16 protein-coding genes and 1 riboswitch are annotated in these 20631 nt (G+C 63.6%); of the genes, 5 read left to right on the forward strand and 11 right to left on the reverse strand.

The window, feature by feature from the left end:
* Window positions 1–28: 28 nt before the first annotated feature.
* The 6 genes from AC1DLO_RS18660 to speB form a co-directional block, all read right to left on the reverse strand.
* Window positions 29–2122, reverse strand: coding sequence for an ABC transporter ATP-binding protein (locus AC1DLO_RS18660; protein WP_476891658.1), 2094 nt, complete (start codon window positions 2120–2122; stop codon window positions 29–31).
* Complete coding sequence (locus AC1DLO_RS18665; protein ID WP_476891657.1) at window positions 2119–3852, reverse strand: ABC transporter ATP-binding protein; 1734 nt, start codon at window positions 3850–3852, stop codon at window positions 2119–2121. The genes AC1DLO_RS18660 and AC1DLO_RS18665 overlap by 4 nt, the downstream gene beginning before the upstream one ends.
* Before the next feature lie 183 nt (window positions 3853–4035).
* On the reverse strand, window positions 4036–6078 hold the full coding sequence (locus tag AC1DLO_RS18670) for an MFS transporter (protein WP_476891656.1): 2043 nt from the start codon (window positions 6076–6078) through the stop codon (window positions 4036–4038).
* A gap of 11 nt (window positions 6079–6089) precedes the next feature.
* Window positions 6090–6572, reverse strand: coding sequence for a MarR family winged helix-turn-helix transcriptional regulator (locus tag AC1DLO_RS18675; RefSeq protein WP_476891655.1), 483 nt, complete (start codon window positions 6570–6572; stop codon window positions 6090–6092).
* Between the two features lie 195 nt (window positions 6573–6767).
* A complete protein-coding gene (locus AC1DLO_RS18680) occupies window positions 6768–8420 on the reverse strand; it encodes a thiamine pyrophosphate-binding protein (protein WP_476891654.1) in 1653 nt (550 codons plus the stop codon).
* The gene (gene speB / locus AC1DLO_RS18685) at window positions 8417–9481 is read right to left on the reverse strand and encodes an agmatinase (RefSeq protein WP_476891653.1); all 1065 of its coding nucleotides are present in this window, start codon (window positions 9479–9481) and stop codon (window positions 8417–8419) included. Before speB ends, AC1DLO_RS18680 begins: the two co-directional genes overlap by 4 nt.
* A gap of 310 nt (window positions 9482–9791) precedes the next feature.
* Here speB and AC1DLO_RS18690 point away from each other — a divergent pair, with 310 nt between their 5' ends.
* Window positions 9792–11765 carry an APC family permease gene (locus AC1DLO_RS18690; RefSeq protein ID WP_476914561.1) on the forward strand — a complete coding sequence of 658 codons (1974 nt, stop codon included), beginning with the start codon at window positions 9792–9794 and terminating at the stop codon, window positions 11763–11765.
* Here AC1DLO_RS18690 and AC1DLO_RS18695 read toward each other — a convergent pair.
* The 3 genes from AC1DLO_RS18695 to AC1DLO_RS18705 all read right to left on the reverse strand — a co-directional run bounded on the left by AC1DLO_RS18695 (window position 11734) and on the right by AC1DLO_RS18705 (window position 14299).
* Complete coding sequence (locus AC1DLO_RS18695) at window positions 11734–12018, reverse strand: P-II family nitrogen regulator (protein WP_476914562.1); 285 nt, start codon at window positions 12016–12018, stop codon at window positions 11734–11736. The genes AC1DLO_RS18690 and AC1DLO_RS18695 overlap by 32 nt on opposite strands.
* Window positions 12015–13421 (reverse strand): ammonium transporter, encoded by a 1407-nt coding sequence (locus AC1DLO_RS18700; protein ID WP_476891650.1) that lies wholly within the window; start codon window positions 13419–13421, stop codon window positions 12015–12017. Before AC1DLO_RS18700 ends, AC1DLO_RS18695 begins: the two co-directional genes overlap by 4 nt.
* Window positions 13422–13723: 302 nt before the next feature.
* Window positions 13724–14299: a helix-turn-helix domain-containing protein gene (locus AC1DLO_RS18705; protein ID WP_184737674.1), complete on the reverse strand. Its 576-nt coding sequence runs from the start codon at window positions 14297–14299 to the stop codon at window positions 13724–13726.
* Between the two features lie 309 nt (window positions 14300–14608).
* Between AC1DLO_RS18705 and AC1DLO_RS18710 the strand changes: the two genes are divergently transcribed.
* Both AC1DLO_RS18710 and AC1DLO_RS18715 read left to right on the forward strand, forming a co-directional pair.
* Window positions 14609–16135: a sodium:solute symporter family protein gene (locus AC1DLO_RS18710; protein ID WP_184737676.1), complete on the forward strand. Its 1527-nt coding sequence runs from the start codon at window positions 14609–14611 to the stop codon at window positions 16133–16135.
* Between the two features lie 148 nt (window positions 16136–16283).
* Window positions 16284–16403, forward strand: a riboswitch (SAM riboswitch).
* A gap of 15 nt (window positions 16404–16418) precedes the next feature.
* Window positions 16419–16739: a hypothetical protein gene (locus AC1DLO_RS18715; RefSeq protein WP_476891649.1), complete on the forward strand. Its 321-nt coding sequence runs from the start codon at window positions 16419–16421 to the stop codon at window positions 16737–16739.
* A gap of 28 nt (window positions 16740–16767) precedes the next feature.
* Here the strand turns inward: AC1DLO_RS18715 and AC1DLO_RS18720 are convergent, their stop codons facing one another.
* Window positions 16768–16956: a hypothetical protein gene (locus tag AC1DLO_RS18720; protein WP_184737681.1), complete on the reverse strand. Its 189-nt coding sequence runs from the start codon at window positions 16954–16956 to the stop codon at window positions 16768–16770.
* 306 nt (window positions 16957–17262) lie between these two features.
* On the opposite strand from AC1DLO_RS18720, the gene AC1DLO_RS18725 reads away from it, so the two are divergent.
* The gene (locus AC1DLO_RS18725; protein WP_476891697.1) at window positions 17263–18387 is read left to right on the forward strand and encodes a VIT1/CCC1 transporter family protein; all 1125 of its coding nucleotides are present in this window, start codon (window positions 17263–17265) and stop codon (window positions 18385–18387) included.
* A 48-nt stretch (window positions 18388–18435) separates the two neighbouring features.
* Window positions 18436–19380 carry a matrixin family metalloprotease gene (locus AC1DLO_RS18730; protein WP_476891648.1) on the forward strand — a complete coding sequence of 315 codons (945 nt, stop codon included), beginning with the start codon at window positions 18436–18438 and terminating at the stop codon, window positions 19378–19380.
* Window positions 19381–19659: 279 nt separating this feature from the next.
* On the opposite strand, the gene AC1DLO_RS18735 is transcribed toward AC1DLO_RS18730, so the two are convergent.
* The gene (locus AC1DLO_RS18735) at window positions 19660–20586 is read right to left on the reverse strand and encodes a polysaccharide deacetylase family protein (protein WP_476891696.1); all 927 of its coding nucleotides are present in this window, start codon (window positions 20584–20586) and stop codon (window positions 19660–19662) included.
* Between the last annotated feature and the right edge of the window lie 45 nt (window positions 20587–20631).

Consider the following 20631-nt stretch of genomic DNA (forward strand, 5'->3'; position numbering starts at 1 on the left):
ACGGTGATTGGCTGGGCGTGATGCGGGCTCAGCTGTGCACCGCCGTCGAATCATCCACGGCGACTTCCTCGGCATCCTCACCGGCAAACTGCGACATGTACAGGCGGTAGTACGCTCCCTGCAATGCGAGCAGTTCGTTGTGGTTGCCCTGCTCCACGATGCTCCCGTTTTCCATCACCAGGATGGTGTCGGCATCGCGGATGGTGGATAGCCGGTGGGCGATGACGAAGCTGGTGCGATCCGTGCGGAGGGCAGCCATGGCCTTCTGCAGCAAAAGCTCGGTACGGGTGTCAACAGAGCTGGTGGCCTCGTCCAGGATCAGCAACGAGGGATCGGAAACGAAGGCCCGGGCGATGGTGATGAGCTGTTTCTCGCCGGCACTGACGTTGTTGCCTTCCTCGTCGATGATGGTCTGGTAGCCGTCCGGCAGGGCACGCACGAAACGGTCCACGTAGGTAGCCTTGGCCGCCTCCATGATCTGTTCCTCGGTGGCGTCGAGGTTGCCGTACTTGATGTTGTCGTAGATGGTCCCGCCGAACAGCCAAGCGTCCTGGAGAACCATTCCCACCTTGGAGCGAAGCTCGGAACGGCTCAGCTCCTTGATGTCCACCCCGTCCAGGGTGATACGGCCTGAGTTGAGCTCGTAGAACCGCATGACAAGGTTGACGAGGGTGGTCTTGCCGGCACCCGTGGGCCCGACAATCGCCACAGTGTGTCCGGGCTCCGCGCTGAGCGAAAGGTTCTCGATCAGCGGTTTGTCGGCAACGTAGCTGAAGGACACGTTCTCGAATTCAACGTGGCCGTCCGTGCGCGGGGGCAGGTGACGGGCCGCGTTTTCCGGCATTTCCTCATCGGCATCCAAGAACTCGAAAACACGTTCAGCCGAGGCGACACCGGACTGCAGCATGTTCGCCATGCCTGCTATCTGGCCGAGGGGCTGGGTGAATTCACGCGAGTACTGGATGAATGCCGTGGCGTCCCCAAGGCTCATGGAACCGGAGGCCACACGCAAACCGCCGACGACGGCGATGCCCACGTAGCTGAGGTAGGAAACGAAGTTCATGGCCGGGAAGATGATTCCGGAAACAAACTGCGCCCCGAACGAGGCCTTGTAGAGGGCTTCGTTGCGCTCGTCGAAGCGTTCCAGCATGTCCGCGTCACGCCCGAAGACCTTGACGAGCTCGTGGCCGGAGAACGATTCCTCGATCTGGCCGTTGAGTGAGCCTGTGTTCTTCCACTGGGCTGCGAAGAGCTTCTGGCTGCGCGCGCCGATCACGCCGGCAAGCACACCGGAGAGCGGCAAGGCAACCAGGGCGATCAGGGCCAACTGCCAGGACACGATGAACATCATCACGGTGATGCCCAAGACCGTCAGCACCGAGCTGACAAGCTGGGCGAACGCCTGCTGGAGCCCTTGCTGGACGTTGTCGACGTCGTTGGTCACGCGGGAGAGGATGTCGCCGCGCTGACGGGTGTCGAAGTAGTTCAGGGGCAAGCGGTTGAGCTTGGCCTGGACGTCATTGCGGAGACGGTTGATGACCTTCATGACGATCTTGTTCAGGATGTAGCCCTGTGCCCACAAGAAGATGTTGGCCACGAAGTACATCAAGAGCACGATCGAGATTAGGAACGTGAGCTTGGAGAAGTTGATCCCGTTGGTGAGCTCCATCTTGGAGACCATGTCAGCGAAATTGTTCTGGCCCGCTTGGCGCAGTCCTTCAGCGAAAGCCGCTTGGCTCACTCCGGGAGGCAACTGCTTGCCCATGACGCCGCCGAAGATGACGTCCATGGCGCTGCCGAGGATCTTCGGGGCAATGACGTTCAGGACAACGGAGACCACCACCAGGCCGATCACGAAGACTACTCCGGCGGCCTCGGGCTTGAGCAGCCCCAGGAGTCGCTTCGCCGACGGTCCGAAGGCCTTGGCCTTCTTCGCCGGAAGGTTGCCGAACATGCCGCCGTCGGCTTCGCCTGGCGTGTATTCGGTTTCTTCGAGGTCGTCATCGTCCACCGCGACGGCGCCGACTGCGACTGCATCCTTCTCTTCTGCAGCTTCGCGCGCTGTTTTCGCGGCTTCGGCTTTCGCGGCCCAGCCGCGCTTTTGCTGATTCTGTTCGCTCATGCCACTTCCTCCGCGCTCAGCTGGGATTCGACGATTTCCTGGTACGTGGGTGACGTTTCCAGTAGTTCGTCGTGGGTGCCCCGGTCAACGATTCTGCCGTTGTCCAGGACGAGGATCTGGTCCGCGTCCGCGATGGTTGAGACGCGCTGGGCCACGATGATGACCGTGGCATCCTGCGTCTTTTCCTTGAGCGCCCTGCGAAGCCGGGCGTCCGTGGCCACATCCAAGGCGGAGAAGGAGTCGTCAAAGAGGTAGACCTTGGGTTGTGTCACCAGGGCCCGGGCGATGCAGAGGCGCTGCCTCTGGCCGCCGGACACGTTGGTGCCGCCCTGTGCCACCCGCCTGTTAAGGCCGGAAGACTTTTCCATCACGAAGTCCTTGGCCTGTGCAGTTTCCAGGGCATCCCAGAGTTCCTGGTCCGTGGCATCTGTCTTCCCGAAACGCAGATTGTGCTCGATAGTTCCGGAGAATAGGTAGGGCTTCTGCGGCACGGTGGCCACCCGGCTGGTGATTTCGTCGCGGTCCAGGCTGGTGACTGGAACGCCGTCGAGCAATACATCGCCGGACGCGACATCGTACAGCCGCGGCAGAAGGGACACCAAGGTGGTCTTGCCTGCGCCCGTGGAACCGATGATGGCGAGGGTCTGCCCCGGCTCCGCGGTGAAGGAAATGTTGCTCAGCACGGGAGCTTCAGCACCCGGGTATTTGAACGTGACATCGCGGAATTCGACGCGGCCCTTCTTTTCCGCGGGCGATACGGGCGCCTCCGGATCGTGGATGGAGGGTTCGACGTCGAGGACCTCGCCGATGCGGTCCGCGCACACGGAGGCACGCGGGATCATCATGGCCATGAAGGTTCCCATCATGACGGCCATCAGGATCTGCAGGAGGTACTGCAGGAAGGCGGTCAAGGAGCCCACCTGCATGTTGCCCGCGTCCACTCTTTGGCCGCCGAACCACAGCACTGCCGCGGTGGAAAGGTGCAGGATCATTCCGATAGCCGGGAACATCAAGACAAACAGATTGCCGATCTTGACCGACACCAAGGTGAGATCCTTGTTGGCGTCGCCGAAGCGCTTGGCCTCGTAAGGTTCACGAACGAAGGCCCGCACCACGCGGATACCGATGATCTGTTCTCGAAGGACACCATTGATGGCGTCGATCTTCTTCTGCATGGAGCGGAAGAGCGGCATGAGCCTGACCACGAGGTAACCAACAACGGCCACGAGGACCGGCACCGAAACCCAGACCAGCCAAGAGAGGCTGAGGTCCTCGCGCAAGGCCATGATGATGCCGCCAACACACATGATGGGCGTGGACACCATGAAGTTGAGGCCCATCAGCATGAGCATCTGGACTTGCTGGACATCGTTGGTGCCGCGGGTGATCAATGTGGGTGCGCCGAAGCTGTTGACGTCCTTGGCCGAGAAGCTGCTGACCTTGCGGAAGACATCCCTGCGCAAGTCGCGGCCCATGGCCATGGCCACACGGGAACCGAAATAGACGCCTGCGATGGCCGCAACAACCTGGCCAAGCGCGACAGCGAGCATCAGGGCACCGGTCTGCCAAATGTAATTGGTATCTCCCCGGGATACCCCTTCATCGATGATCTTGGCGTTGAGGCTTGGAAGGTAGAGGGTTGCAATGGTGGATGCCAACTGGAAGATGATGACGGCCAGTATCTGCGGCAAATACGGCTTGGAGTAGCGCCGTATCAGGGTGACAAGCATGCCCACGGATCCTTAATGAGAGAGTGCGCGAATGAGTTAATACATTGATAGCGGCAGGCGCTGACAGTATTAGTCCCTCAACTCTACGAAATCCGTTGCCTCAGCGAAATATCGATAGCTCAATATCATCCTTGCGGCGTATCTTGGCCGTCGCAGCACTTCCAAGGCCGCTGCGACGCGTTCCTAGCCCGCGTGGCGCCCGGTTTCCCCTGCCCTCGAAGTTTCGCCCGTAAGGAGCAGGAGGGCTGCCCTTTCTTGGCGGCGACGCTCGCGCTTGAGTTCCTTGCGCAACGCGGCCAACTCCTGAGCGGTCCGCGACTGCTCGACGGCGGTGGCCTGCTGTTCGTGCACGCGCGCCTGGAGCTCGCGCTGTGCTTGGCTCAGCTGAAGCTGTTGCTCAGCCAGCAGCCTCTGGGTCCGGGCAAGCTGGTCCTGGACCTCGCGCAGGCCAGCGGCCGGGTCTGGCCTTTCCTGCGTCAGGATCCGCGCGAACTCGAGGTCCAGGTCATCGTGCTCTTTCTCGGCCGCCGCACGGGCTCGGCTGGCACCCAAGGGGGTGCCGCCGTCGTCGGCTGGCTGGGGAAGCTCATCGTCTACCCCGATAACGGGCAGCGCGGAGGTGTCCAGTGTCATGGCGGCCTCGCCGGAAGCGTTTGCCAGTAGCTCCTTATCCGGCGAAGCGTCCACGGTCTTCCGCAGCGGAACTTCCTTGATGAAGAGGACCGCGAGGAAAGCGACCACGGCAATGGCCGCGGAAATCAGGAAGATCTGGGCGGTTGCATCGCCATACGCGGCGCGCATGATGTCCCGGATCGGGGCAGGCATGTCGGCAAGATCCATGCTTCCACCGCTGGATCCGCCGCGCACCGGAATGTGGGCTGCAGCGAGGCCTTGGGTGGCAAGGTCCTTGACGTGGGTTGCCATGATGGCGCCAAGCACCGAGACGCCGATCGCGCCACCCACCGAGCGGAAGAATGCGACGGACGCGCTGGCCGTACCGATGTCCTGCGCGCGGACGGTGTTCTGGACTGCGAGGACGAGGTTCTGCATCAGCAAGCCGAGGCCCAGGCCAAAGATGGCGGTGTAGCTGCAGGTTATCCACAGCTCGGTGGTGTGATCGATGGTGCCCGTGAACGCAAGTCCGCCAGCGAGCAGTACGGTGCCTGCCAAGAGGAACCGCTTCCATTTGCCGTAGCGGCTGATGAGCTGGCCAGAGGCGACTGAGCCCAAGAGGTTGCCGGCGATCATGGGGAGTGTCAGCAGGCCTGCCTCGGTGGGCGTCGCGCCGCGGGCCACTTGGAAGTACTGGCCCAGGAACGTCGACGAGCTGAACATCGCGATACCGACAGCAACGGAAGCCAGGATCGCCAAGGCCGTGGTGCGCTCGGAGATGATCTTCAAGGGGATGATGGGCTGGGCCACCTTGGATTCGACCAGCACTAGCAAGGCCAGCAGGAGTACCCCGCCGCCGACCATGAGGGCGGACTGCCAGGAGATCCAGTCGTAGTAGTCCGGGTTGCCGGCGAAGGAAACCCAGATGAGGAGCAGGCTCACGCCAGACGTCAGCAGGATGGAGCCGAGCCAGTCGATCTTGGCCGGGCGCTTGATGTGCTGGATCTTGAGCGTCACCTGGAGCAGGATGAGCGCGACGACGGCGAGCGGCACGCAGACGAAGAACGTCCAGCGCCAGCCGAGCGGGCTGTCAACGATGAATCCGCCCAGGAGCGGCCCGCCGGCTGTACCAACGGCCATGACGGCGCCCATGTAGCCGGAGTACTTGCCGCGGTCCCGCGGCGGAATCATGGTGCCGATGATGGCCTGGGCCAAGGCGGTAAGGCCGCCCAAGGCGATGCCCTGGATGACGCGCGCGGTCAGCAGGAAGGGAATGCTCTGGGAGAAGCCGGCCATGACCGAGCCTGCTACGAAGATCACGATGCTCAGCTGGACCAACAGCTTCTTGTCGAAGAGGTCAGCGAGCTTGCCCCAAATGGGCGTGGTAGCGGCGTTGGCCAGCAGTGCGGCCGTGATGACCCATGCGAAGTCCGTCTGCGTGCCATGGAGATCGGACATGATGGTGGGCAGGGCGTTGGCCACGATGGTGCTGCTCAGGATAGCGGTGAAGAATGCCGCCAGCAGGCCGGTCAGGGCTTCCATGATCTGGCGGTGCGTCATGGGCGCGGATGACGCCGGCACCGCCGTCGAACGTTCTTGTATTCGGGTTGCCATTGCTGCTGCTCCTAAGCTGTGTGGTTCGAGTGGTGGGAGCCGGCCGCCGTTGCCCGGACTGAGTGGTTGAGTGATGCGGTCAATTTCTCCAGGACGTGACCGGCTTCAAGGGCGTCTTCCTCGCTCCACTCTTCGAGGTAGGCCCGCAAATTGAGGCTGCGCTGTTCTTCGAAGTCCCGGACCTTTTCGATGCCGGTCTCGGACAAGGCCACCAACTGGGCGCGTCCGTCCGCGGGATCGGGACGTCGGACCACTAGGCCGAGCTCTTCCAATTCGGCGATGTGCCGGCTGAGGACAGGCGGGCTGACGCCGAGGCGCGAAGCGAGCTTCGTGGCCCGGGACTCCCCCTCGCCGATGAAGCGCATGACGCCCTGCAGGGCGAACCCGACGTCGGCATCCTTCGCGATGTTCGCGGTCACGATGCAACGCAGGACCCGCTGCAGATCGAAAATCTGATGGACGAGTTCGGTTGCTGTGCTGGATGCGACAGCCATGGAAGACACCTCACTTTTGTTTGCCTAAAGCAACTATACGCCGATTTGATTGCTTTGGGAAACTAATGAAGTGTGAGCTGCGTTAAACACCGAGCGCGAGCTGGCAGCTAATGCCCTTATTTTTCGAAAAAAGGGTCATTAGCTGCCAGCTCGCGCTGGGGTGTGGGGTGCCTGGGGTGTGGGGTGTTTGAAAGGTCAGTCGCCGAGGTGCGTGGGACCGAACATCTTGAGGAGGGTTTCAACCACGACGACGTTGGGGCCGTCCGCGGCGAAGCCTTCCCTGAGCGCGTCCCCGACGTTCTCAGGGGCAACGCGGCGGGCCGGGACGCCAAACGCCTCGGCGAGCTTGACGAAGTCCGGGCGCGACAACTCGGTGGCAGTGGCCTTGCCGAAGGCGCCCACCATGTATTCGCGCAGGATGCCGTAGCCGCCGTCGTCCACGATCAGCCAGGTGACCGGGATGTTGTGCTGCTTCGCCGTGGCCAGTTCCGAGATCGAGTACATGGAGGAACCGTCGCCGGAGACTGCCAGCACGCGGCCGGGTTTGCCCACGGTTTCCAGTCCCACGGCACCGCCGATGGCTGCCGGGAAGCCGTAGCCGAGCCCGCCGGCGCCTTGGGCCGAGTGGAACTGGCCCTCGCGGGAATCCCAGCAACTCCATCCCCAGTAAGCGGAGATGGTCATGTCCCAGAAGGTCTGCATGTCCGCCGGAACGGCCTCGCGAATATCGGCCATGAACTTCAGTTCCTTGCCGAGGTCCTGCGCTTCAAGGCGCGCCGTGACCTTGGCCAGGGACTCCTTGACGAGGTCCTCGGGCGTGGTGCCGTGCCAGTCCGGTGCCGCCGCGGTCGGAGCCAGTGCCTCATCGAGGGCTGCAAGGGCTTGGCCGGCGTCGGCGCGGATACCCAGGCCGGGCCGGTTGGACTCGAGGACCCGGGGTTCGGCGTCGATCTGGATGATGCGGCCGCGCGGCTCGAAGGTGAAGTAGTTGGAGGTCACCTCGCCGAGGGATGAGCCGATGACGATCAGCACGTCGGCGTCCTCGAGGACGTCGGTCATGTGGCGGTCTTCAATCCAGGACTGCAAGGACAGCTCGTGAGTCCATGGAAAAGCGCCATTGCCGCCGGGGGTACAGATGACCGGGGCGCGGAGTTTCTCGGCGATCGATAGGAGCGACTTTTCCGCCCGGCCACGGCGCGTGCCGCCGCCGGCGATGATCGCGGGGCGTTCCGCCGTCGAGAGCCATTTGACGGCTTCGCGGATCAGTTCCACGCGCGGCGGGTTGTCGGCCGCTTCGGCGAGGGCATCTTCCACGGGCGGGACCATGATGGGGTCCAGGAGCACATTCTGCGGAATCTCGATCCACACTGGCCCTTGCGGGGAGGAAATGGCCTCGGTCCAGGCATCCTGGATGGCCGAGGGGATCCCGGACGCATGCTGGATGAGACGCTGGCTTTTGGTGACATTCGCGGCAGAGGCCTTCTGGTCATCGAGCTGGTGCAGCATGCCCTTGCGGCGGGCACCCAAGCCCTCCAAGGGAATCTGGCTTGCCACCACAACCATCGGCACACCGGTGGCATAAGCCTCCTGGAGCCCAGCCAGGGACGTCAACGCGCCCGGACCGGTGGACAGGAACAGTACCCCCACCTCGCCTGTGGCGCGGGAGTAACCATCCGCAGCGAAGGCGGAGTTGTTCTCCACCCGAGAGGACACGAAGTGCAGATTGCCGCGGCCCATCGCGTCGAACAGGCCGAGGGCGTGCTGGCCGGGGATCCCGAAGACCGTCTTCGCGCCGAGCGCTTCAAGGGTCTCGACGACGAGGTCCCCGCCGTTGCGCTGGTCCGTCACTTCGTGACCGCCGGGGCGAAACCGGCCGGGCGCCGGGATTCCTGGCCAAGGGCCTGGGCAGCGTAGCCGTTCGCGGCGCCGTGGCGGTTGCCCTCGACAGCATTGTCGGCCATGAGGGTGACGAGCTCGTAGGCAACGTGGCTGCCTGCGACGCCGGTTATTTCGGCGTGGTCGTAGGCCGGGGCGACCTCGACGATGTCTGCGCCCACCAGGTTCATGCCTCGGAAACCGCGGATGATTTCAAGGAGTTCGCGGCTCGTGATGCCGCCGGCTTCCGGCGTGCCAGTGCCCGGCGCGTGGGCCGGATCCAGGACGTCGATGTCCACGGAAATGTACAGCGGGCGGTTTCCGATGCGGTCGCGGATCTTGGCCACGGTCTCCAGGACGCCCTGGTAGTAGACGTCGGCCGAGGTGACGATGCCGAAGCCGAAGCGGTGATCGTCGTCGAGGTCTTTCTTGCCGTAAAGCGGTCCGCGGGTACCGACGTGGCTGATGGCCTCGGTATCCAGGATGCCTTCTTCGACGGCGCGGCGGAACGGAGTGCCGTGCGTGTACTCGGCGCCGAAGTAGGTGTCCCACGTGTCCAGGTGGGCATCGAAATGCAGCATGGCGACGGGCTCGCCGGCGCGTTCGGCGGCGGCGCGTAGCAGCGGGAGGGCGATGGTGTGGTCGCCACCGAGCGTCACGAGCTTGCTTCCGTTGGCGGTGAGGTCCAGCGCGTTCTGCTGGATGGTCTCGATGGCCTCGTTGATGTTGAAGGGGTTCACAGCCATGTCGCCGGCGTCGGCAACCTGGATATTCTCAAAGGGGCTGACGTCCCACGCGGGGTTGTACGGGCGGAGCAAACGGCTGGCTTCACGCACGTGGTTTGCGCCAAAACGGGCGCCGGGGCGGTACGAAACACCGGAGTCGAAAGGGACGCCAACGACGGTGACGTCGGCCTTGGACACCTGGTCCAGCCGGGGCAGGCGGGCATAGGTGGCAGCACCGGCGTAGCGCGGGATTCGGGCCGAATCAATGGGACCAAGGTTGCCATTGGCCTCAATACGAAGCTCTTCCAAAATGCGCCACTCCTTTAGTGAATAGGTGAGATCGGGGTGATGACTGTGACACCAATCATACACTCAAAGTTGCCCTATATGCATCGCCTGTTTACAAACAAGTTCCGCGGATCCTTCCGACGAAGACCGGAACATGGGACGTTCTATATGCTACGTGACGCTCATCACACCACAAGTGCTTGAATGTGTCGCGCCTAAAGGTGACCACCATCACAGGAGGCGTAAAGATTCCATAAAGACCGGCGCCCTCGCCTCCAGCGCGCCCGTACGCTCCATCTGGAGCAGCTTCCAGGCTGCGCGAAAGGACCATGTGACAACGCTGACCAGGCCGCCCGCCGACCCCACTGACAGGCGCAAACCCACAGGGCAATTCAAGCGATGGTTGCTCGACGGAATGCCCGAGACGTCGGGAAAGCGGCAAGGTCCGCACGGAAAACCGGATGAGGACCACACGCCCCAGTCTTGGTGGAAGGTCATGTGCCTCACCGGCGTCGACTACTTCTCCACGCTCGGCTACCAGCCCGCCATTGCGGCACTTGCCGCCGGCATCGTCTCACCGCTGGCCACGATCGTCTTGGTTGCCGTCACCCTGCTCGGCGCCTTGCCGGTCTACCGTCGGGTTGCTTCCGAGAGCCCCCGCGGCGAAGGCTCCATCGCGATGCTCGAACGCCTCCTCCCCCGCTGGGGCGGCAAACTCTTCGTCCTGGCGCTGCTGGGCTTCGCCGCCACGGACTTCATGATCACCATGACCCTCTCCGCCGCGGACGCGAGCGCCCACGCGATCGAAAACCCGTTCGCGCCGGAATGGCTCCACGGACAGGAAATCGCCATCACCTTGGCGCTCATCGCGGGTCTCGGCGTCGTGTTCCTGCGTGGCTTCAAGGAGGCCATCAACGTCGCCGTCGTACTGGTAGGCATCTATCTGGTGCTGAACGCCGTCGTCGTCGTTGTCGGCCTGACGCACGTGGTGACCGAGGCGCATGTGGTGACCGACTGGTGGGCCGCCCTGAACCAGCAACACGGCAACCCGCTGATCATGGTGGGAATCGCCCTCCTGGTCTTCCCGAAACTTGCCCTGGGCCTCTCAGGCTTCGAGACCGGCGTCGCGGTGATGCCGCAGATCAAGGGCAGCCCGAGCGACACGGAAGAGAATCCCGCGGGCCGCATCCGCGGCACCCACAAACTGCTCACGACGGCGGCGCTCATCATGAGTGCCTTCCTGGTGGCCTCGAGCTTCATCACGACGTTCTTGATCCCGGCCGCCGAATTCCAGCCGGACGGGAAGGCCAACGGGCGCGCCCTCGCGTTCCTCGCCCACGAATACCTCGGCGACGGGTTCGGCACCGTCTATGACATCAGCACCATCGCCATCCTGTGGTTTGCCGGCGCCTCCGCCATGGCCGGCCTGCTGAACCTGGTTCCCCGCTACCTGCCGCGCTTCGGCATGGCCCCGGCCTGGACCAAGGCCGTCCGGCCACTGGTCCTGGTCTTCACTGCTGTTGCCTTCATCATCACGCTGGTCTTCGAAGCCAATGTGGAAGCCCAAGGCGGCGCCTATGCCACTGGCGTGCTGGTCCTCATGACCTCGGCTTCGATCGCCGTCACTCTGTCGGCCCGCAGGAAGATGCAGAAGGGCAAGACCATCGCTTTCGGCGCGGTGGCCGTCGTCTTCGCCTACACCACGGTGGCCAATGTGGTGGAGCGCCCGGATGGCATCAGGATCGCGGCGCTGTTCATCCTTGGCATTGTCCTGGTGAGCTTCGCGTCGCGGGTACGCCGTTCCTTCGAACTGCGCGCCACGCACATCAAGATGGACCAGACGGCGCTCGAATTCACTGCCGCGAATGAGGAAGGTCCCATCCGGATCATCGCGCACGAGCCCAAGCGGCTGAGCGCCGACCGGTACCAGCTGAAGCTGCAGCACGCCCAGAAGGCCAACCACCTGCCGGAAGACAGCGACGCGATCTTCATCGAAATCATCGTGGATGACAGTTCCGACTTTGAGCAGGAACTCCTGGTGGAAGGCAAGCGCCGGCACGGCTTCAAGATCCTCGAGATCCACAGCAACAACGTGCCCAATACGTTGGCCGCGGTGCTGCTCCACATCCGCGACGTCACGGGTCTCATGCCGCACATCTATTTCCGCTGGACCGAAGGCAATCCGATTGCCAACCTGAGCAAATTCCTGTTCTTCGGCGAGGGCGAGATTGCCCCGGTGACGCGCGAAGTGCTGCGTGAGGCCGAACCGGACATCACGCGCAGGCCATGGGTGCACGTGGGCTAAACATGGCAGTGTTGGGGGGGATGATGGCGTCCACGATTCCGTCCACCAGATCGTCGGTGGCCAGGACCTCCACCCGGATTTTCGGGAGGAGATCGGAGTTGTACTCCGCGCCGCGGTAGACCTCGATGTGTCCGCGCTGTTGGCCGTAGCCGTTCGCTTGGCTCACCGTCATCCCGTTGACCCCAAAACGTTCCAAGGCGTCACGGACCTCGTCGATCCTCTCCGGCCGCACTATGGCGGTAACGAGCTTCACGTGGAGGCCCTGCTGCGGGTCCGCTCCGTTTCCTCGACTCTTTCCTCGGCGGTGCCCGCCGTCACGGGCGTTTTGCCATTCGATTCACCCGGGTGGAATGTTCCGCCGACCATGGCCAGCTCGTAGGCGGTTTCCGCGTGCTCAGTGATATCGATGCCCGCCAGTTCTTCGTGCTCCTTGACGCGCATGCCCACTGTCTTGTGGATGGCCAGCCCAATGAGCGTGGTCATGATCGCCGTCCACGCGGTGACCACCAGAGCCGTCAATATCTGGGGCCAGAACTGGGTCAAGCCGCCACCGTAGAAAAGGCCACCTTCAGTCTTGGCCGAGGGTACGGCGAAGAATCCGAGGGACAGGGTCCCCCACAGGCCTCCGACGAAGTGAACGGCAACGACGTCCAGGGAATCGTCCAGGCCGATCTTGAACTTCAGGCCGATGGCCAGCGCGCAGACGGCGCCGGCGATCACGCCGATGACGATTGCGCCCACGGGGTCCACGAATCCGCACGCCGGGGTGACTGCTACCAAGCCCGCGACGGCGCCGGATGCGGCACCGAGTGATGTCGCGTGGCCATCGCGGAGCCTCTCGACAAGGAGCCAGCCGAGGAGCGCAGCACTGGTGGCCAGGAGGGTGTTTGTCCAGGCCAGCGCGGCAATTCCATCAGCAGCCAGTTCCGAACCAGCGTTGAAGCCGAACCAACCGAACCACAACAGTCCTGCCCCGAGCATCACGAAGGGGAGGTTGTGCGGCCTGATGTTGGGATCCTTCATGAATCCGAGCCGTTTGCCGAGCACTACTGCAAGCATCAGCCCGGCCATGCCTGCGTTCATGTGCACCACGGTGCCACCGGCAAAGTCGAGGGCCGAGATCTTGCTGCCGATGATCCCGGTGGATCCGAAGAGGCCACCACCCCAGACCCAGTGGGCAATGGGCGCGTAGACGAGAGTGACCCAGAGGCCGGCAAACAACAGCCACGGACCAAACCTCACGCGTTCAGCCACCGCGCCGCTGATGAGGGCGACCGTGATGATGGCGAAAGTGGCCTGGAATCCGATGAAGACCATGTCCGGCAGCCCGGGGGCTTTCCCGCCGATGACACTGGCCAAACCGCTGAGTCCGAAGTTTGCGAACGGGTCCCCAATGAAGCCGCCCAAGGTATCCGGGCCGAACGCGAGTCCGTAGCCCCACAGGGCCCATACCACCGCGACCACGCCAATGGCGCCAAAGCTCATCATCATGATGTTGAGGACGGATTTCATCCTGACCAGGCCGCCGTAGAAGAACGCCAAACCTGGCGTCATGAGAAGTACGAGGGCGGAAGCTGCAAGCATCCAGGCTGTGGCGCCGGGATCCAGGGTCTGGGGATTCACATCCAGCCCTACGCTAAGAAATGCTGAGTCCATTTTGGGAGCCTTCCTGCATATACGGCGCTCCATGGCGCCTGCACGGCGAGACCATTTTTTAAAACGAACAGGTCCTGATACCTAACGAGGTACCGACCTTGACGAGTTGCGTTGACTCGAAGGTACAGCCGCCCTGTTTCGGCATCCGGCACGAATCATTTCAAGCACGTAACACAGAACGTCCGTGGGTTAACTTCTGAAGTCAGCCAGGTTTCCGGCTTGTTACGCGCCGGGCGCCGCAAGGAGCCAGCATCAATGGCCGCAGCCAGCGTCAGACGGCTGCGGCGTCAGCGGCTACGGCGTCAGCGGCTCGCTGCCGGCACCAGGATCCAGAGCACCTCGACAGGCTCGTCCGTGGGGTTGACCCAGGTGTGGGGTTCGCGCCCCGGGAAGGATAGGGTGTCTCCCTCTTCGAGGTCATACTCCTCGTTGGTGAGGATCAGCTTGATGCGTCCCTTGACCACATGCAGGACATCGACATCGCAATCAACGGCGTAAAGCTCGGCTTCTCCCCGGCCGCGGGGCTCGATGGAGGCCTGCAGAATCTGCAAGCGCCGCTCCGAGCGGGCCGTCAAGAGCCGTTCCACGATCCCTTGCCCGCCAAGCGAAATCCGCGGACCGTCGTCGCGCCTGGTCAAATGTGTTTCCGGCGCGGCAAAAAGCTCGCCGATGGATACCGAAAGGACTTGGCAAAGCGTCACAAGCGAAGCAACCGACGGCGATGTCAGGTCCCGCTCGACGCGGCTCAGGAAACCCTTGGTCAAGCCGGTGGCATCCGCAACCTGTTCGATGGTGAGCCGCTGCGATTGGCGGGCGGCACGAATTCTGGAACCGATGGCAACGGGTACGTTGCTCGGTTCAACGGGGAGAGCCTTCATTCACGAACCTTTCAGGCCGTTGCTGCGGCCCTGTCATTGCAGCAATAGTAGCCGGATCGCTGGCGGGGCGGGTCTTTTTTGGAGAGAGTCGGCAACGCTGGAGCACCTCGCGGGGACGCCGGCGTCTTGACTGTTACTCGCATCACTACGTATTCTCATAGGCAACAAGTGTTGTTTGTGAGGCACACTTCACAGACTACTCTCCCCAATCACCAGCGCAGAGGCCTTCCGCAAACCCGCAACAATACCCAGCGGGACCGGCGTCGGAATCCCCAAGAACTCTCTGTGCATCACTTTCAGGAGCCAACCATGGACTTCATCAATATTGCGATCGTGGTGGTGTATTTGCTTGCCATGCTGGCCTTCGGCTGGTGGGGCAAGTCGCGCACCAAGAACAACAGCGACTTCCTGGTGGCAGGACGCCGCCTCGGTCCGATGCTCTACACCGGCACCATGGCCGCCGTCGTCCTCGGCGGTGCATCGACGGTTGGCGGCGTCGGCCTCGGCTACAAGTTCGGCATCTCGGGCATGTGGCTCGTAGTGGCCATCGGCTCGGGCGTGCTCCTCCTGAGCCTGCTTTTCGCCGGCACGATCCAACGGCTGAAGATCTACACGGTCTCCCAGATGCTGAGCCTGCGCTACGGCCAGCGTGCCACGCAGACCTCGGGCATCGTCATGCTCGCCTACACCCTCATGCTGTGTGCCACGTCGACGGGTGCCTACGCCACCATCTTCGTTGTCCTCTTCGGCTGGGAGCGCTGGCTGGCCATCGCCGTCGGCGGCGCGATCGTCCTGGTCTACTCCACCATCGGCGGCATGTGGTCCATCACCCTCGCCGACCAGGTGCAGTTCATCATCAAGACGGTGGGCATCTTCTTCCTCATGCTCCCGTTCGTCCTCAACGCCGCAGGCGGCCTCGACGGGATCCGTGCCCGTGTTGACGCCAGCTTCTTCCAGCTGGACGGCATCGGAGCGCAGACCATCATCACGTACTTCGTGGTCTACACCCTTGGCCTGCTGATCGGCCAGGACATCTGGCAGCGCGTCTTCACCGCCAAGACCCCGAAGGTGGCCCGTTGGGGCGGCGCCACTGCCGGCATCTACTGCGTCCTCTACGGCGTCGCCGGCGCCCTGATCGGCCTGGCCGCCCGCGTGGCCTTGCCCAACATCGACGTCAAGGCACTCGGCAAGGACGTCGTCTACGCCGAGGTGGCAACGCACATCCTGCCCATCGGTATCGGCGGCCTCGTCATGGCCGCAGCAGTCGCCGCCATGATGTCCACCGCCTCCGGCGCCCTCATCGCAGCAGCCACCGTGGCCCGCGCCGACGTGGTCCCGTTCGTGGCCAGCTGGTTTGGCAAGACGATCAACACCGATGACACCGAAAACCCCGAGCACGACGTCAAGGCCAACCGCTACTGGGTACTCGGCCTGGGCATCGTGGCCGTGTTGATCTCCATGGCGGCGCAAGACGTCGTGGTCGCCCTGACCATCGCCTACGACATCCTGGTGGGTGGCCTCCTGATCGCCATCCTGGGTGGCCTGGTCTGGAAGCGCGGCACGGGCATCGCCGCTGCGTGGTCCATGGCCGTCGGCTCTGTCCTGACTTTGGGCTTGCTCATCGGCTACGCCACGGGAATCATCCCCAGCGAAGACGGCGTCTACGCCAACGATCCCATCTACTGGGGCCTCGGCGCCTCGTTTGTCATCTACGTGGTCGTCTCCCTCCTGACGCCCCCCACCGAGCCCGAGGTCCGCGAAGCCTGGGACCGCCGCGTTGCCGGAGCGGTTACCGAGGAACTCCCCCTGGAGGCCCACCCGGTGGCCACGCACTAGCTTCAAAGAGTTAATCACGACGGCGGCGCCGCACCTTCTTTCGGGAGGGCTGCGGCGCCGCTGCTGTGTTTGGAGTCCTTAATAGAGAGGCGCAGGGGGCTTTAATACAGAGGCGCCGAGGGCTGGCCTGCCTGTACAGTAGGAACAGCTTCAAGAGATGTGGCGCCAAGCTCCGACTTGCCATACGCCAACCCCATGTTCACGGGTGGTTCGGATGAAGAAGCGGCCCGACCCGGACCAGAGACAACCGAGCGGGCAAGAGCAACTCCACCAGGAGAAGGCAATGCCTTTGGAAACCGGCGCTAGAGCCACAGCCAGCCACACCGCACAGCCAGGCACCTTGGCCGCGCCCCGCGCCAGGCGGGTTGACGAATTCGTCCGGGTGATTCCCGGCGTCGACCTCTCCCAAGGTTCCATCACGTTCGTGGTGGATGGCCGGCTGGAACGCCACTGGCATCACGAGCCGCGACTCATCACCCAAGCCCTCTCACAAGCAGTCCAGCCTGCCCGCTGGTTCCCGGCCACGCGGAAGCTCACGCTCACAGTGGCCGCCACCGGGCACCGGGCGGGCGTAGAGCGTCACTTCATCCTGAGCGCGTTTTAGAAAGCCCAAGGCTCCGGGCTAACCGGTACTATTCGAGTTCTTCGTCCTCACGGTGTTCGTCGACGTCGAGCGGAACGGGCCGTTCGTCGTCGTCGAGGACCTCGGATTGTTCTTCCCAGTCCTCGTCCACCTCCAGGTCCTCGCTGTAGTCGTAGGCGGGATCGGCCTCGACCGTGGGACGGTCGGGGTGGCGGGCGTGGGTCTCGGTGCTGTCCATGGTGCAACCTCCGTTTGACGTGCCGCTGAGCCCATCGCCAGGCAGATCAGGCAGCCGGTCACCACGCCACCCCGCCAATTCGTGGACCCTGTCCATCCATCCCAGCACTGCCCCATCCGGTGGTCAAGGCCTCGCGGGGGCCCCTCCGTTTTTGAGGCGTACCTAAAACGTCGAGTAAGGATTACCGGCCGAAAAACCGCGAAAATTGGCGATAAAGTGGACGTGCAATGAGGCGATGAAGCCCGCCCCAGCAACCCAGGAGTCCCGGTGCACCCGCACGCAAAAACCCCGCATTCAGACAGTCCGTTGGACTCAAGCAGTCCATCGCAAGACGCAGCAGCCACCAAGTCTCCCCCGCCGTCGTCGGACATCAAGCGCTGGCGGCAGTACTTGGCCGACGAACGCGCCGAGGCCGCCGTATACCGCGAACTGGCTCAGCGCCGCGAGGGTGAGGAACGCGAGATCCTTCTGGCCCTCGCAGAGGCCGAAGGCCGCCACGAGGCACACTGGCTCAAGCTCCTTGGCGAACACGCAGGCATGCCGAAAGCTGCCTCCACCCGTAGCCAGATGCTTGGCTTCCTGGCACGGAATTTCGGTTCTGTGTTCGTCTTGGCCCTCGCGCAAAGGGCGGAAGGCCGCTCCCCTTACGCGAAGGATCCCGCGGCAACCCGCGCCATGGCGGCCGACGAACAGATCCATGAAGAGGTAGTCCGCGGCTTGGCGACACGCGGCCGCAACAGGTTGTCCGGCACCTTCCGGGCCGCGGTATTCGGTGCCAACGATGGCCTGGTCAGCAACCTTTCCCTCGTCATGGGCATGGCCGCCACCGGTGTGCCCGCCACGGTGGTCCTCTTCAGCGGCATTGCGGGCCTCTTGGCAGGCGCCCTCTCCATGGGCGCCGGCGAATATGTCTCGGTCCGCTCGCAACTGGAGCTCCTCAAGGCCACCCGTCCCACCCAGGCCACGTTGACTGCAGCCCCGTCCCTGGACATCGAACACAATGAGCTGGTCCTGGTGTATCTGGCACGGGGCATGTCGCACGAAGCCGCCGAACACCGGGCTGCCGAACGCATGGGACTCTACAGCTGCGATTGCGATCCCAGCCTGTCGCTCCACCCAGAAGTGGAGGAAACGGTGAATGAGCACGAGGCCGTCGGCTCCGCCTGGGGTGCTGCCATCTCCAGCTTCTGCTTCTTCGCCTCGGGCGCCATTGTGCCGATCCTGCCGTTCCTCTTCGGCATGACGGGCTTCGCTGCGCTGGCTGTGGCCGGTACGCTGGTGGGCATCGCGCTTCTGTCGACTGGCGCCGTCGTCGGCCTGTTGTCCGGAACTTCACCGCTGACCCGCGGCCTCCGGCAGCTCGCCATCGGACTCGGTGCGGCCGCGGCCACATATGGGCTGGGCCTCGTCTTCGGCGCTGTCATCGGTTAGTAGCGCTTGCCCGCTTGGGACGCGGGGATCAGGGACTTGGGGGAAGGCTTGCATTCGAACTACGGGTACGACGGCGGTCCGACGCCTCCCGGGCGGCGGTCCAGTACCGCCGTCGCGCTCTTCCGAAACTTGATGGTGGTGGCGATCGTCGCGGCCGTGGCCGTGCTTGTGAGCGGTTTCCTCCGGGGCGATCCCCGCATCATGGGACTGCTTCCGAACCTGGGTTCCTCGGCACAGCCGCCAAGCACCAACTCCGCCCAGGGCGCCGATCCAGGGCAGAGCACAGCTCCCGGACAAGGGGCGCGAAAAGCCGCGCGTGCCCCGGATACCCCGCCACCAGGCTTGGAAGAAGCCGGCCACGCGCTCGGCTCCCCCAGCAAGCCAGCCGGGGCAAGCACCTCCTACAAATTCTTGGCCACCAACGCCGACGGCACACCAGTGGGCTACTCTCCATGCCGGCCACTGCACTACGTAGTCAACGCGGCCCTCGCCCCTGCCGGGTCCGAGGGGCTCATCGCCGACGCCATCGCCAAGATCGCGGCAGCCACCGGCCTCAAATTCGTCGACGACGGCGCCAGCACGGAAAACCCTTCCGAGAAGCGCAAGCCATACCAGCCAGCGCTCTACGGGGATCGATGGGCGCCCCTGCTGATTTCCTGGACCACTCCCGAAGCCGCCCCGGCATTGGCTGGATCCGTCATAGGCACCGGCGGCAGCACCATGTACAGCTTTGGCTCCGGCCCCAAGAGCTACGTGACGGGAAGCCTGGACCTGGACGCTCCGCAAATCACGGAACTCCTGGGCGTCCCCGGGGGCGCCCACTACGTCTCGGCGGTGGTTCAGCATGAACTGGGCCATGTGGTGGGCCTTGACCACGTAGAGGATCCAGTCCAGCTCATGTACCCGGAAATCGGGGCTCCTGACGGCTTAGCGGCCGGAGACCTGAACGGACTCTACAAGCTCGCATCCGCGCCATGCCGGAGCGACCTCTAGCCCAGGCCCACTCCCGCCCCGCCCACTAGCCCTCCAGCCCAAATCTGCCGCGCCCACCACTGGACATGCCCAGCCTTAGGTTCGAGCAGTGGACATATGAGTACTATGTCCACTGCTTGAGACCAAGGCTGGGCATGTCCAACGGACCCTAAGCACTATGTCCAGTGCTACTCGCCTACGCTGAACATGCTCAACGGACGTCTAGGCATTATGTCCACTGCTGTTGGTCAGGGCTGGGCATGCTCAAAGGGAGTGCGCGCGTGCACGCTGGACATATCCCTAGTTCAGGGCAGTTTCCCGCACCCGGGCAGGCTTGAAGTTGGCTCCGGCGCCTGGATAGGACGGGACCTCGATCCGGGCGTGGCTGTGGATCTCGCTCAGGCTGGCTTTGGTGTGTTCGGCAATCTGTTCCAAGGTAGTCACCCACATCCCGTCCATGGCTTTGACTCGTTCGATCAGTTGTTCCAACGCGACGGCCTTGGAGGGGCGGCCGGAGATGAATGGGTGGTTGGTCAAGACGAAGCAACTACCTTGGGCGTGGTGGGCCTCGGCTTCCAGGGTCCACATCTCCAGGACCTTGGCCGGGCTTTCGATGACGCCACTACCTGTCACTCCGGGGTAGAACGCGTATTGTTCCCAATCGTCCAAGGCCCAATCCACGGGGATCTCCACGATGTCCCGTGAATCACTGTCCTGTGAACCGCCCTGGGTAACCGCCATGCGGTAGGGGGCATCGCCGTCGAGCAGGCTTGAATCGTAGAGGAAACCACGGTCCGCGAGCAGGGCCGGTGAATGCCAGTTCAGCTCCCACCACGGTGCCCTGTAGCCCAACGGCCGGACCCCGGCCACCTTCGCGATGGCTTCGAGCCCGCGGTCCAGGTAGCTGGCCTCGGTGGCGGCGTCGATTCCTTGCATGGGCTCGTGCAGGTAGCCGTGGTGGGCGACTTCATGGCCGCCGTCGACGATCCGGCGGACCACGTCCGGGTAGCTTTCCGCCGTGAACCCCGGGATAAAGAAGGTTCCCTGGACCTCTTGGCGCTCGAGGATCTTCAGGAGCCGCGGGACGGCGATTCTGGGTCCGTAGGACTGGTGGCTCATGAGGGACATGCGCCGCGTGCTCGTCGGATCGTGGGCGATGGTGCAGGATTCGGCGTCGACGTCGAACGTGAACGACGCCGCAGCCTGGAAACCTTCCGGCCATGTCATCGGGTGCGCCTCGTCAGGAAAAGCGTTGGTGGTCACCGGGGGTCC

This window comes from Arthrobacter sp. 01T419 (assembly GCF_056398865.1).

Excerpts from the sequence above, each read along its gene's own strand:
- AC1DLO_RS18660 (WP_476891658.1), bottom strand. The coding sequence starts at position 2,122 with ATGAGCGAACAGAATCAGCAAAAGCGCGGCTGGGCCGCGAAAGCCGAA.
- AC1DLO_RS18665 (WP_476891657.1), bottom strand. The coding sequence starts at position 3,852 with ATGCTTGTCACCCTGATACGGCGCTACTCCAAGCCGTATTTGCCGCAG.
- AC1DLO_RS18670 (WP_476891656.1), bottom strand. The coding sequence starts at position 6,078 with ATGGCAACCCGAATACAAGAACGTTCGACGGCGGTGCCGGCGTCATCC.
- AC1DLO_RS18675 (WP_476891655.1), bottom strand. The coding sequence starts at position 6,572 with ATGGCTGTCGCATCCAGCACAGCAACCGAACTCGTCCATCAGATTTTC.
- AC1DLO_RS18700 (WP_476891650.1), bottom strand. The coding sequence starts at position 13,421 with ATGGACTCAGCATTTCTTAGCGTAGGGCTGGATGTGAATCCCCAGACC.
- AC1DLO_RS18705 (WP_184737674.1), bottom strand. The coding sequence starts at position 14,299 with ATGAAGGCTCTCCCCGTTGAACCGAGCAACGTACCCGTTGCCATCGGT.
- AC1DLO_RS18710 (WP_184737676.1), top strand. The coding sequence starts at position 14,609 with ATGGACTTCATCAATATTGCGATCGTGGTGGTGTATTTGCTTGCCATG.
- AC1DLO_RS18715 (WP_476891649.1), top strand. The coding sequence starts at position 16,419 with ATGCCTTTGGAAACCGGCGCTAGAGCCACAGCCAGCCACACCGCACAG.
- AC1DLO_RS18720 (WP_184737681.1), bottom strand. The coding sequence starts at position 16,956 with ATGGACAGCACCGAGACCCACGCCCGCCACCCCGACCGTCCCACGGTC.
- AC1DLO_RS18735 (WP_476891696.1), bottom strand. The coding sequence starts at position 20,586 with ATGACATGGCCGGAAGGTTTCCAGGCTGCGGCGTCGTTCACGTTCGAC.